Origin of the sequence: Undibacterium sp. CY21W, from assembly GCF_014284265.1 — a bacterium.
GTDB classification, from domain to species: domain Bacteria; phylum Pseudomonadota; class Gammaproteobacteria; order Burkholderiales; family Burkholderiaceae_D; genus Undibacterium; species Undibacterium aquatile.
In genome coordinates this window covers 537669-550805 of sequence record NZ_JACOGE010000002.1, presented here as the reverse complement: position 1 = coordinate 550805, position 13137 = coordinate 537669, and the positions used below count along the sequence as shown (strand labels likewise).

The 13137-nt window shown below is 48.1% G+C and carries 13 protein-coding genes; 6 read left to right on the top strand and 7 right to left on the bottom strand.

Annotation, left to right across the window (positions count from 1 at the left end):
* The first annotated feature begins 29 nt into the window (after positions 1 to 29).
* The gene (ahpF, locus tag H8K29_RS07060; RefSeq protein ID WP_186896993.1) at positions 30 to 1577 is read left to right on the top strand and encodes an alkyl hydroperoxide reductase subunit F; all 1548 of its coding nucleotides are present in this window, start codon (positions 30 to 32) and stop codon (positions 1575 to 1577) included.
* A gap of 91 nt (positions 1578 to 1668) precedes the next feature.
* Here the strand turns inward: ahpF and H8K29_RS07055 are convergent, their stop codons facing one another.
* The 3 genes from H8K29_RS07055 to H8K29_RS07045 form a co-directional block, all read right to left on the bottom strand.
* Positions 1669 to 2610, bottom strand: coding sequence for a MurR/RpiR family transcriptional regulator (locus tag H8K29_RS07055; protein ID WP_186882915.1), 942 nt, complete (start codon positions 2608 to 2610; stop codon positions 1669 to 1671).
* A 191-nt stretch (positions 2611 to 2801) separates the two neighbouring features.
* A complete protein-coding gene (gene mnmA / locus H8K29_RS07050; RefSeq protein ID WP_186896992.1) occupies positions 2802 to 3905 on the bottom strand; it encodes a tRNA 2-thiouridine(34) synthase MnmA in 1104 nt (367 codons plus the stop codon).
* Complete coding sequence (locus tag H8K29_RS07045; protein WP_186882917.1) at positions 3902 to 4372, bottom strand: NUDIX hydrolase; 471 nt, start codon at positions 4370 to 4372, stop codon at positions 3902 to 3904. The genes mnmA and H8K29_RS07045 overlap by 4 nt, the downstream gene beginning before the upstream one ends.
* Before the next feature lie 487 nt (positions 4373 to 4859).
* Between H8K29_RS07045 and H8K29_RS07040 the strand changes: the two genes are divergently transcribed.
* From H8K29_RS07040 to H8K29_RS07025, 4 genes are all read left to right on the top strand, one after another.
* Positions 4860 to 5975, top strand: coding sequence for a Re/Si-specific NAD(P)(+) transhydrogenase subunit alpha (locus H8K29_RS07040; RefSeq protein ID WP_186896991.1), 1116 nt, complete (start codon positions 4860 to 4862; stop codon positions 5973 to 5975).
* 47 nt (positions 5976 to 6022) lie between these two features.
* Positions 6023 to 6385 (top strand): aspartate 1-decarboxylase, encoded by a 363-nt coding sequence (gene panD / locus H8K29_RS07035; RefSeq protein ID WP_186882919.1) that lies wholly within the window; start codon positions 6023 to 6025, stop codon positions 6383 to 6385.
* Positions 6386 to 6501: 116 nt separating this feature from the next.
* Positions 6502 to 6828, top strand: coding sequence for an NAD(P) transhydrogenase subunit alpha (locus tag H8K29_RS07030; RefSeq protein WP_186882920.1), 327 nt, complete (start codon positions 6502 to 6504; stop codon positions 6826 to 6828).
* A complete protein-coding gene (locus H8K29_RS07025; RefSeq protein WP_186882921.1) occupies positions 6828 to 8273 on the top strand; it encodes an NAD(P)(+) transhydrogenase (Re/Si-specific) subunit beta in 1446 nt (481 codons plus the stop codon). Before H8K29_RS07030 ends, H8K29_RS07025 begins: the two co-directional genes overlap by 1 nt.
* 129 nt (positions 8274 to 8402) lie before the next feature.
* Here H8K29_RS07025 and rocF read toward each other — a convergent pair whose 3' ends face one another.
* Positions 8403 to 9314, bottom strand: coding sequence for an arginase (gene rocF / locus H8K29_RS07020; protein WP_186896990.1), 912 nt, complete (start codon positions 9312 to 9314; stop codon positions 8403 to 8405).
* 35 nt (positions 9315 to 9349) lie between these two features.
* Positions 9350 to 10441 carry an ornithine cyclodeaminase gene (locus H8K29_RS07015; protein ID WP_186896989.1) on the bottom strand — a complete coding sequence of 364 codons (1092 nt, stop codon included), beginning with the start codon at positions 10439 to 10441 and terminating at the stop codon, positions 9350 to 9352.
* A gap of 299 nt (positions 10442 to 10740) precedes the next feature.
* Between H8K29_RS07015 and H8K29_RS07010 the strand changes: the two genes are divergently transcribed.
* Positions 10741 to 11196 (top strand): Lrp/AsnC family transcriptional regulator, encoded by a 456-nt coding sequence (locus H8K29_RS07010; protein ID WP_186896988.1) that lies wholly within the window; start codon positions 10741 to 10743, stop codon positions 11194 to 11196.
* Between the two features lie 120 nt (positions 11197 to 11316).
* Here H8K29_RS07010 and H8K29_RS07005 read toward each other — a convergent pair whose 3' ends face one another.
* Both H8K29_RS07005 and H8K29_RS17910 read right to left on the bottom strand, forming a co-directional pair.
* The gene (locus tag H8K29_RS07005; protein WP_255423289.1) at positions 11317 to 12537 is read right to left on the bottom strand and encodes an S-layer protein; all 1221 of its coding nucleotides are present in this window, start codon (positions 12535 to 12537) and stop codon (positions 11317 to 11319) included.
* A gap of 84 nt (positions 12538 to 12621) precedes the next feature.
* Positions 12622 to 12960, bottom strand: coding sequence for a hypothetical protein (locus tag H8K29_RS17910; protein ID WP_255423288.1), 339 nt, complete (start codon positions 12958 to 12960; stop codon positions 12622 to 12624).
* Positions 12961 to 13137 lie beyond the last annotated feature (177 nt).

Below are 13137 nucleotides of genomic sequence, written 5' to 3'. Positions count from 1 at the left end.
GAATTCAACAGTATCAGAAAGAAGGCATCATGTTAGACACGACTCTCAAAACGCAATTAAAAGCATACCTCGAAAAACTGACACGTCCTATTCAGTTGCTGGCCTCGCTTGATGACAGCGAGAAGGCAAAAGAAATGCAAGTCTTGCTGCGTGAAATTGCTGAGTTGTCCGACAAAATCAGCCTGTCTGAAAATACTGATGATAATGAGCGTAAGCCGTCATTTGCGATTACTTCACCAGGGCATGACATTAACCTGCGTTTCGCTGGTATTCCGATGGGGCACGAGTTCACATCTCTGGTGCTTGCTTTACTGCAGGCAGGCGGTCATCCGCCTAAAGTTGACGCAGATGTGATTGAGCAGATCAAAAATCTCGATGGCGATTTTCGTTTTGAGATCTATATTTCTCTGACTTGCCAGAATTGTCCGGAAGTTGTGCAGTCGCTGAATCTGATGGCGGTATTGAACCCACGAGTGCAATCGGTCACGATCGATGGCGCATTGTTTCAGGCTGAAGTTGAACAACGTCAGATTATGGCTGTGCCAACCGTATATCTGAATGGTCAGGTATTCGGTCAGGGACGTATGTCCATCGAAGAGATTCTGGCGAAACTCGATACCGGGTCTGTGCAACGTGCTGCTGAAAAATTGGATGCAAAAGCACCTTATGACGTGCTCATCGTCGGCGGTGGTCCGGCAGGTGCGGCTGCGGCGATCTATGCTGCCCGTAAAGGAATTCGTACTGGTGTGGTGGCTGAACGGTTTGGCGGTCAGGTTCTCGACACGATGTCGATTGAGAATTTTATTTCAGTTACCGAGACAGAAGGGCCAAAGTTTGCGGCGGCACTGGAACAGCACGTGAAGACCTATGATGTCGATATTATGAATTTGCAGCGAGCTGAGAAGCTCACGCAAAAAGACGGTGTCAATGAAATTCAGTTGGCCAGTGGTGCAACGCTGAAAGCCAAAGCGGTCATTTTAGCGACCGGTGCGCGTTGGCGTGAAATCAATGTTCCCGGCGAACGTGAATACCGTAACCATGGCGTTGCTTACTGTCCGCACTGCGATGGTCCTTTATTTAAAGGAAAACGTGTCGCCGTCATTGGTGGTGGCAATTCCGGAGTTGAAGCAGCAATTGACCTGGCTGGCATAGTCAGTCACGTCACCTTGCTGGAATTTGGCGCAGAGTTACGTGCCGATGAAGTATTGCAGCGTAAATTGCGTAGTCTGACCAATGTAACGGTGATTACTCAGGCGCAAACAACGGAAGTGCATGGTGATGGGCAGAAGGTGAATGCGCTGAGCTACAAAGATCTTGTCAGTGGCGAGTTGAAAAATGTTGAACTCGAAGGTATTTTCGTTCAGATTGGTCTGGTACCAAATACTGAATGGTTGAAAGGCAGTCTGACATTATCCCGTCACGGCGAAATTGAAATCGATGCGCGTGGGCAAACTTCTTTAGCTGGCGTTTTTGCCGCCGGCGATGTGACCACTGTGCCATACAAGCAAATTGTGATTGCTGTTGGCGAAGGCGCTAAGGCTTCACTGGCTGCGTTTGACTACATTATCCGATCCTGATTTTCAGCTTCATCTCCATCTGTAAAAAAACCTCAAGGCAAAATTTGCTTTGAGGTTTTTTTATAAGGTCTCGAATGGACAGAAACGTTATTTATGCCGGTCGATCTGCATCGATCACAGTCAGATCTGGCGACGATTTACGCACTCCTGTATTTGACTCTTGGTATAGCCATGGCATTACAAACTTTGTCATTTCTGACGCGGCATGTACCGGTGCTTTTGCCTGATGTGCGACGGCGCTGCATATCGCCTCTATCAGGCAGAGTGCGGCACCTTCAGAGTTTGGCGAAAAATGGCGTCGGGTCTGCGCATACAGAGTGATATTTGCCAGGGCAGCCAGTGGTGAGCTTGGCGCATCAGTGAGTGCCAGTACCGGTACTTTTTTCTCATTCAGTTGCCGCAAAATGGTCACAGCATCTTCTGCATAGCGTGGAAAAGAAATACCGATCACCAGGTCACGCGAAGTGTATTTGAACAATTGCCGGGCTACTGTGGACGGGCCGCCGGTACCGATGGTCGATTGCACGGTATTGCAGAATGGATCAAGACTGTGCGCCATCAGCCCTGCCAGAAAGGCGCTGGCACCGTAACCAATGATGTAAATGCGCTCGGCATTCAGGATCATTTTGACGGCCTGATTACATAGTGCAGGATCGAGACCGCGACGGGTGGCTTCCAGATTGGCCAGATCTTCGTTGAGAGAACCCGCAATAATTTCGGTGCTGGTTGCTGGTCGTTGGACTTCGCTACGCAGGTTGTCAATCGGGGCGAGCATGGCCTCAAAGCCGCATACAAGTTCAGCACGGAATTGCGGATATCCGTCAAATCCCAGTGCGCGGGCAAACCGGTTGGCCGTTGCAACGGAAATACCAACCGCATTCGCAAGCTCGTCGATTGACATCGTCGCCGACCGAAATACATTCGACAGTACATAATCCGCAGCTTTTTTATGTGCTTTAGACAGGCTCATATATACCTTGCCTATCCGCGCATTGACGGTGCCGCCCAGGACTTGCGTATCAGGATGATTCATGATTTGCTGGCGTTTCCAGTGTGAGAAAAATGTAAATGTAATTTCATTAAATTGAATTGTAAAGCGACAAAACGTATCAAATAATCGTGATTATTCAATTTAACGAAGAAAATCTTAAATAAAATTTAGATTAATCTTGCCGGAACCGGTCATTCATTGTTTTTTGTCGCAAATTTTCAGTTCCGCAAAATTCATTTTTCTGTGCTTGCAGAATGAATAATACCTCCGCCGAGACAGATGTCACCATCATACAAAACGGCAGATTGCCCCGGCGTAACCGCCCATTGTGCCGTATCGAAATGCAGATGGAATTGCTCATTATCTCCGGAGAAATTACAACTGACGTCGGGTTGACGATAGCGTGTTTTTGCTGATAACTGGCCGACTTCAGGAGCGTGGCCTGCGACCCAGCTTACCTGCGTTGCATCGAGTGCAGAAGACAGCAGCCAGGGATGATCGTGACCTTGTACTGCATACAGCGTATTTTCTGCCACATCTTTTCTTGCGACATACCACGCGTCGCTGCTGCCATCGGCATTCTGATGAGACTTGATGCCGCCTATGCCTATGCCTTTGCGTTGTCCTAAGGTATAAAAACTCAAACCGACGTGTTGTCCTATTGTTTCACCTTCAGGAGTTTTAATCGCTCCCGGTTTATAAGACAGATAACGATTCAGAAATTCTCGGAAAGGACGTTCGCCGATAAAGCAAATCCCGGTCGAGTCTTTCTTTTTTGCATTTGGTAATTGCAATTGCTCGGCAATTTTCCGGACTTCAGTTTTATGAATTTCACCTAAAGGAAATAAGGTATTGGCGAGCTGCTTTTGATTTAACCTGTGCAAAAAATAGCTTTGATCTTTGCTGGCATCCAAGGCTTTCAATAACTGAAATTCGCCATTGACTTCCCGCACACGTGCATAGTGGCCAGTTGCGATATAGTCTGCGCCCAGCTTCATTGCGTGATCCAGAAATGCTTTAAATTTGATTTCAGCGTTACACAGCACATCCGGGTTTGGTGTGCGTCCGGCCTGATATTCGCGTAAGAATTCAGCAAACACGCGATCTTTATATTCACTGGCAAAATTGACTGCTTCTATATCGACGCCAACGACATCGGCGACGCTGACTGCATCTATCCAGTCTTCACGGGTGGAGCAATACTCTGAGTCATCGTCATCTTCCCAGTTTTTCATAAAAAGGCCGATGACTTCATAGCCTTGTTCTTTTAGAAGCCATGCAGATACAGATGAATCAACGCCACCAGACATACCTATCACTACTCGTTTTTTACTCATAATACGCTCGGGTGTGTAAACAGTAAGGACAGCGGAGCACGCTTTCCTCGTAAATAATCATCGATACATTGCAACACCAGCGGACTGCGATGGAGATGTTCTGCATTCAGTATTTCGTTGTAACTCATCCACATGGATCGCAGAATGCCTGTATCCAGAGCGCGATCATGTTGCTGCCCGACTTCTCCCGTGAACGCGAAACGTAAATAAGTGACGTCTTCTCCGGTTTTAGGAGACGTGTAGCGTGATAGATATGTACCGATCAGCGCCGTGGGTGTGAAGTCGTGTGCTGTTTCTTCCAGGGTTTCCCGTATCACCGCTTGTTCAAGTGATTCATTCGGGTCCAGATGGCCGGCAGGCTGGTTAATGCGAATGCCTTCGTTTGTTTCTTCTTCCACCATTAAAAAGCGTTTGTTACGCTCGATGATGGCGGCGACTGTGACGGATGGTTTCCAGATAGTTGACATAGCTTTTCTCAATAAGTCCGACATTTTACTTTGCCACGGGCGTTTGTGTCGTCTGTCGATATACTTACGGGTTGCCCGAAGCATCTCTAGCGGACTATTTTTTTATAATCCGCCGCTCTTACGGGATAAAACAGGGGGGAATTGGCGGCTCTTGTCTCGCATAACATATTTGTGGTGAAAGGGAAAATAGTAGAAAGCCACAAAAACGAACGGTTGTTCTAAAAAACATTTTGCGTGTAATATCGTTGCCTATTATTAAATGTAAGAATCTGGTAAGCATTGTTGATTTTTGCATCAGATACTTGCTGCTGTTTTGAGGCTGTTGTTAGATTGAAGCCGGTACCTGCCATCGCCGGATAGCACTGTTTGGATCAGATCGGTATTCATGTTCTGAACGGACCGAAGTCAGATACAGCAAGCATGTAATCGCTTGCATGTTTGCGATAAGCATAAAAAGATTTTATTTACTTAGTCAGGGAGCAAATCTATGAAAATCGGCATCCCCGCCGAGACTCGGCCCGGAGAGACGCGTGTTGCGGCAACTCCGGAAACCATTAAGAAGTACGTAGCTGCAAAACATCAGGTGATTGTGCAGTCTGGTGCTGGCGTGGCCTCGAGTATCACTGATGAAGCTTATCAAGCAGCAGGAGCTCAAATTGGTTCTGCTGCCGACGCATTTGGCGCTGAACTGGTGCTGAAAGTGCGTGCCCCGGATACTGACGAACGGACTTTGATCAAGTCCGGTACAACGTTAGTGGGCATGCTGAATCCTTTCGATACTGAAAATATTGCAGTGATGGCCGCACACGGTCTGAATGCATTCGCTCTGGAAGCTGCACCGCGTATTACCCGTGCGCAGTCACTCGACGTGCTGTCTTCTCAGGCAAACATTGCTGGTTATAAAGCAGTGATGTTGGCTGCGAATACTTATCAGCGCTTCATGCCTATGCTGATGACCGCAGCTGGAACAGTGAAAGCGGCACGCGTTTTAATCATGGGCGTCGGTGTTGCCGGTTTGCAGGCAATTGCGACGGCCAAGCGTCTGGGCGCAGTGATTGAAGCATCCGACGTCAGACCGCCCGTTAAAGAGCAGGTCGAATCGCTCGGTGCAAAATTCATTGATGTACCGTACGAGACAGATGAAGAGCGGGAAATTGCCAAGGGCGTTGGTGGTTATGCGCGCCCTATGCCAGCCGCCTGGATGGCGCGTCAGGCGGCACTGGTTCATGAACGAGCCAAACAGGCAGATATTATCATTACGACCGCACTGATCCCGGGAAGGAAAGCACCGGTTTTGATTTCGGAAGAAACTGTCAAAACGATGAAACCAGGATCGGTCATCGTCGACATGGCGGTGGAGCAAGGTGGTAATTGTCCTTTGTCTGAATTGAACAAAACAGTCACTAAATATGGTGTACACATTATCGGCGAACCGAATCTGGCGACCCTGGTTGCGGCAGATGCGTCTGCCTTGTATGCACGCAACGTGTTGGATTTTCTGAAATTAATTATCGACAAAGATGCCGGACTGGCGATTAATCGTGAAGATGAAATCGTTGCAGCAACTCTGGTTTGTGCGGGCGGTGAGGTACTGAAGAAATAAAACAGATTTTAAGTTTTTTGTAACAAGCAATAGAAAGTAGAAATACCATGCAAAGAAATATGCTCCGCGCCAAAATTCATCGCGCATCTGTGACCCAGTGCGATCTCCACTACGAAGGTTCATGTGGAATTGATGAAGATCTGCTCGACGCCGCGAATATCATCGAGAACGAACAGATTGAGCTGTATAACGTCAATAATGGTGAGCGCTTTTCCACTTATGCCATCAAAGGTAAACGTGGAAGTGGCGAGATCTCCCTGAATGGCGCTGCAGCCCGCAAGGTGCAACTGGGTGATTTGATGATTATCTGTACATACGCGCCGATGACAGAAGAGGAAGCGCGTCATCACAAACCGAATGTGGTATTTGTGAACGCAAAAAACCAGATCACCAGTCTGAAAGAGTATTGAGGCAATATTGGCGAGGCAGCATCTGGACTGAATTTTTAAAATTTTCAGACTGGTTGCTCCTCGCGACAGTATCGTCTGCTTTTGCATGTCTTAATCCATACTACAGAGAGGACATCATGGAAGTAAGTCATACCCTAACCAACCTCATCATTTTTGTACTGGCAATTTATGTCGGTTATCACGTGGTGTGGACGGTTACTCCCGCATTGCACACGCCATTAATGGCCGTGACTAATGCGATTTCTGCCATCATCATCGTTGGCGCCATGCTGGCAGCAGGACTGACTGAAGGTTTGCTGGCACAGGTGATGGGAACCGTTGCGGTGGCGCTGGCTGCTGTGAACGTGTTCGGCGGATTTCTGGTTACCCAGAGAATGCTGGAAATGTTTAAGAAGAAGGAACCTAAGGCAACGCCGACCAACGCCAGCAAGGAGAGCAAATAATGAGCATGAATCTGGTCACGATGCTCTATCTGATTGCATCTGTTTGTTTTATTCAGGCGTTAAAAGGTTTGTCGCATCCATCGACGGCGAGACGTGGTAACGCTTTCGGCATGATGGGAATGGCCGTCGCTGTTGCTACGACCATTGCCTTGATCGTTAAGCTGAAAACCGAAGCAGCAGGTGGTGGCTTGGGTTATGGCCTCGTCGCGCTGGGCGTGATTGTCGGTGGCGGCATTGGCGCTACATTGGCAAAACGGGTCGAAATGACCAAGATGCCAGAGCTGGTTGCCGCAATGCATTCACTGATCGGTTTAGCGGCAGTGTGTATTGCCGTGGCGGTCGTTGCAGAACCGTGGATTTTCAATATCACGACACGTGATGTTGCGATTCCTTTCGGTAATCGTCTTGAGTTATTTATCGGTACGTTTGTTGGTGCGATTACGTTCTCAGGTTCCGTGATTGCGTTTGGTAAATTGTCGGGTAAATATAAGTTCCGCTTGTTTCAGGGCGCACCTGTCAGCTTTACAGGGCAACACTTTTTGAATCTGATCCTGGCGATCACGATGGTCGGGCTTGGTCTGATCTTCTGTTTTGCGCCTGGTACAGAACCGGCATGGATACCGTTTGTCCTGATGGCGCTGATCGCGTTTGTATTGGGTGTGCTGATCATCATTCCTATCGGCGGTGCTGATATGCCGGTTGTGGTTTCCATGCTGAATAGTTACTCAGGCTGGGCTGCTGCAGGTATCGGTTTTTCCCTCAATAACTCTATGCTGATTATCGCCGGTTCATTAGTTGGCTCGTCTGGTGCGATTCTTTCTTACATTATGTGTAAGGCAATGAATCGCTCGTTCTTTAATGTGATTCTTGGTGGTTTTGGTGGGGCTCCAGCGGAAGCAGCAGCCGGTGGACAGGCACAGCGAAATGTGAAGTCTGGTTCGGCAGATGACGTTGCATTTTTGCTCGGTAATGCGGAAACAGTCATTATTGTTCCCGGCTATGGTCTGGCTGTGGCACGCGCTCAGCATGCGCTGAAAGAGTTGACTGAGAAACTGACGCACAAAGGCATTACCGTCAAATATGCAATTCATCCTGTGGCAGGGCGTATGCCTGGACACATGAATGTGCTGCTGGCAGAAGCGGAAGTACCATACGACCAGGTGTTTGAGATGGAAGATATCAATAGCGAATTTGGTCAGGCAGATGTTGTGCTGGTACTCGGTGCTAACGACGTCGTCAATCCTGCAGCAAAAGATCCAAAATCGCCGATCGCAGGTATGCCAATTCTTGAGGCCTACAAAGCAAAAACCATCATCGTGAATAAACGCTCGATGGCGTCCGGCTATGCTGGTTTGGACAATGAATTGTTCTACATGGACAAGACCATGATGGTGTTCGGTGACGCTAAAAAGGTCATCGAAGATATGGTGAAAGCGGTTGAGTAATCGTAGCAGTTGATGAACGAAAAAAATCCCCGTTATTCAGCGGGGATTTTTTATTTTGACCGTGCATGCTAATGTAGCATAGGGCTTGAACTGAGTTCTTCTGTAACGGTGTAGAGCTACAACATGGTTCTACATTCTCACCAATGTTGATTTGCCAAACAAACTTTCAATCAGATCTACCGCCAGAATCGCAGTCTGGTTGCGAATGTCCAGCGCTGGATTTAATTCCACTAGATCAAGTGATGCCAACAAGCCGGTATCGGCAATCATTTCCATACACAGTTGTGCTTCACGGTAGGTCGGGCCTCCCAATACCGCAGTACCCACACCCGGAGCGATACCAGGGTCGAGGCAATCCATGTCAAAGCTGACGTGCAGATGTGTGTCAGCATCTAGGCCTGCCAGCGCCGAGCTCATCACATTGCGCATGCCATATTCATCAATGTAGCGCATGTCGAATACCTGCATTCCCATGTCGTGGATAAACTTTTTTTCGCCAGCATCCACACTGCGAATGCCTATCAGGCGGATATCTGCAGGCTGTATCGCAGGAGTATGCCCGGCATAACTGATGAGTTCCTGCGGGCCATGCCCCATCAGGCACGCAACTGGCATTCCATGAATATTACCGGTCGGGCTGATAGTGGATAAATTGCTGTCCGCATGCGCATCAAACCACAATACACGCAGCTTCTTTCCTGCACGTCGGCAATGTGCCGCAACCGCGCTGATCGAGCCGATGGCGAGGCAATGATCGCCCCCCAGCATCATAGGAATATGACCTTGTATCAACGCCTGATTGACCGCATCGTAGACTGCCTGATTCCAGTCTATTGCTTCTTTCAGGTGGCGTAAGCCATTGATTGGTTGTTGCCACGGATTGGCCGGGCCGTGCAGATTGCCGTGATCAACAACATTGAACTGACGGGCGGCAAGCGCTTCGTTGAGTCCTGCAACTCTCAGTGCGTCCGGCCCCATGCCAGCACCTCTGACGCTCGCACCAACATCCGTTGGCGCACCGATTAAAGAAATAGTCTTCATTCTTTTTTAATTATGTGGGTGAGATGGGCGCAAGTTTAAGCTGGAGTCGGTATTTCAGGAAGGCCATCATATTCTTTTTCATTGTTAAGCAGGTTGGTATCGCTATTTTCTGTGCTGCATACTCCCAAGCCAAACAAATCTTTAGGATTGCGCATCACAGGCAGCAGATCAAGTTCGGTCGAAGATTGCTGCATGACGTATTTTTCCAGATAACGCATCGCAGAGAAATCCTCCAGTGCAAAGCCGACGGAATCAAAGATAGTGATATTCTCCGCACTTTGGCGATAGGTGCTGCCTGAGCGCAGGATAGTCCACAATTCAGTCACCTGGAAGTCTGCCGGCATTTGCTGCAACTCCCCTTCAATGCGCGATTGTGGTTCGTATTCGACGACGACGTTGGCCCGTTGCAGAATTGCCGCGTGCAGTTCCGTTTTTCCTGGGCAGTCACCGCCGACGGCGTTGATGTGCATACCCGGTTCTATCATGTCCGGCGTCAGAATTGTCGCATTGGTTTTATCTGCGGTGACCGTCGTGATCACATCTGCACCTTTGACTGCATCAGCGACAGAGTCGGCACGAATGACGCGTATTTGAGGATAAGCGCGTAAATTACGCACCAGCTTATCGCTGGCCTTCTGATCAATATCGTAAATTCGTAATTCCTTGATTCCCAATATCGTATAGAACGCAATGGCCTGAAATTCACTCTGTGCGCCATTACCTATCAACGCCATGCTGCGACAGTTTTTACGCGCCAGATATTTAGCAGCCATTACCGATGTGGCCGCAGTACGTATTGCAGTTGTCAGTGTCAACTCTGATAACAGACGTGGATAACCTGTAGCGACATCGGCCAATACGCCGAAGGCAGTGACTGTCAGTAAGCCCGTTTCCGTGTTTTTTGGGTGACCATTCACATACTTGAATGAATAGTTGCTGCCATCAGAAATCGGCATCAGTTCTATGACGCCAACATCCGAATGATTTGCAACCCTGGCAGATTTGTCGAAGCATTCCCAGCGCAGATAGTCTTCCTCAATCATTGCCGCCATGCGGGTAATGGCTCTCTCAAGTCCGACCTCACGCAGATGCCGTTGCATGTCTTGTGTACCAATGAAAGCGACCATGATGTTCTCCTTAGTAGATATGGTGAGCAGAAACATCGTCACTGGGGTTGATCTGCTAGCGTGCAGTTACTCCAGAAGCTGCTGCGAAATTTTCTGAATTTCGCAAAAGCCTCTCGCATCTATGTGCGTTGTTGAATGACGTGTTCTATTGAAGATTGTAGCCAGTCACGTCAAAAATTAGATTGCTAAATTTGACGGCTTATTTATAAAAAAAGAAATTTAATTTCATATATCTATAATTAGTATGTTTAAATTTCTAAAATAAGATTCTTAATAAAATATACCGATGAGAGGTCGAGATGGATAATTATGACCGCAGCATTTTGCGTTACTTGCAAGAAGATGGGCGTATGAGTAATTTGCATCTGGCTGAGCAGATACATTTATCGGCGCCACAAACCTTACGCCGGGTCAGAACGCTGGAAGAAAAAAAAGTGATACGCGGCTACGTTGCGCAAGTTGCACCTGAGGCCGTTGGTCTCGGCGTCATGGCGTTTGTGAACCTGTCGCTGGATCGCGAACAGTTTCGTAATGTGCGTGAGGTTGAACGTCAACTGATGGCATTCCCCGACATCATTGAATGCCACACTATTTCAGGCGACTTCGATTACATTCTCAAGGTTGTCGCCAAAGATCTCAAAAGTTTGTCGCAGTTTCTGACGGATACACTGATGCAGGTATCTGGCGTAGCTTCTCTGCGTTCGATGATTTGTATGGAGGAAATTAAACCGGTCAGCGGTTTGCCGATAAACTAAAACTGAGTTTTGGGCTGAGTATAAGTTATCTTATGGTTGCCATCCTGAGTACTGTGGATGTAATTGAATGGCAACCGACTTACGCTACTAAGCTAATGCGTCACAAGACAACGGGTACTTTTACTGCACGCTGACAAAGATAGGATTGGAGTAAAACCATAAACTGGCGTAGTTGCGATCATTGATCTGGTTGTGACGCGTGGGGTTGTCTGTGGTCATGATTTTCGCATCCGCCAAAGGTTCGCCATTATTCGTCATGTCTGCAACGTTGATGCCCAGGTTGGTGCCACGCAGGCGCAGGTACTGGTTTTTCTGCACGACCATCTGGTACTTGATGACGTTGTAACCATCAGCGTCTGTTTTCCAATCGGCACTGGTGAAGCGTTTCAAGACCTTGGTGCTGGGATTAGTCGCCACATTGTAGGCACTGGAATCCGGTGCGGCTTTGGTACCAACGTCACCTACGATCAGATCCACATGATCCACTTTCGGTGCCTTGTTACCGGATATGCCGCTACCTGCCGGAAATTCATAGTTATTTTTTGCCGGGCTCTTGAAGCGTATGGTGACATCAACCGTGCTGCCGTTCGCGACCTTCAGCTCTTGCCCCATATTTTTTACGTCGCTGGCATTACTGACATTGCTGACGGTGAATTCCATGGCATTGATCAGGTCGCCAAAGACGCTGAACATTCTTCCTGATTGCAGGCTTTTGATCAGTTCATTGACGCCTGCTTTTTTGTCGTTCATCCAGGCATAATTTTTTGCATATTCGCCAGGGAAGTAGCCACTGCTATTGCCAGCGTCATCAATTTTGAAATGCGAGTCTGAATCGGCAATATTCCAGATACGACGACCTTCACCCAGCAAGGCATCCCAGACACCGCCTACCTGCGCCACGATGGCGTCAACGCCGCCATAAACACGGTTTGGTTTGTTGGCATCGATATAGCTGGAGGTATAACCGCCGCGATCAGGTTCCATCTGGTTGCCGACCATACCTTCTATTGAGAACATGATGTTGGGAGCCATATCATTCATCGTGCGGAAATCAGCAATCGTGTACTTGCCAGGATTGCGCGAAGGATGGTTGATCGTGACAAAACTGGCGTCAGGATAATTTTTCTTCAACCATGAAATGGCTTGTAATGCATCTGCTGCGGTGCTGTTGAAACGTTGTGGGTATTTTGCTTTCCATTTGCTGACGTCGGCTGCGTCAAACTTGCTATCGTCCAATGTGGTGAACAGATATTGAAATTCTTTCGCCGCCGATGTAGATGAAATCAATTTGCCATTTACTACATCAAAAATACTGACACCCATATGATCATGCGTGGGCATATCCCACTCGAAACCAGAGAAGATAGTCTTGTCTGCATAACGCCCTGAAGCTTGCAATGCCTTGATTCTGGGGATTTCATACGATTACATGCCATATGCAAAAGGCACAGGGTTTGCCAGCAGGGTGCCGTTATTGTCATATTTTGACGAGCGCAGGTGATTGGTGATGGCGGTCCAGTCCAGGCCATAGCTGGTGAAAGCTTTGTCGAGCACAGTATCCAGTGTTTGTGTGGTGCGGGCGTCGTCAGATTGTATGGTATGAACATGCAAATCGCCTGTCGTCCATCCCGACTGTGAAGTCACGGGTGGATTTGGGTTGTTCGCTTGCTGGGGAACGTCAGATGAACTACCGCAACCATACAGCAAAAAAATTGCGGAAGGCACAGCACAAAAAATACCAAGCAAACTCAAACGGGGGCGCATAGATTAACCTTTTCTTTAAATTAGTCGACATCGTCGTACGCATTTGTAATGCATAGACGCGACGGATTTTAAAAGTTAAGTGTGACACCAGAATGAAACCTGAGTTTGGCTGGTTTTGCACATCGCGATCTCAAAGAAGATCTCCCGTGTTGCAACAGGCTTGTTTTGCGATTTGGC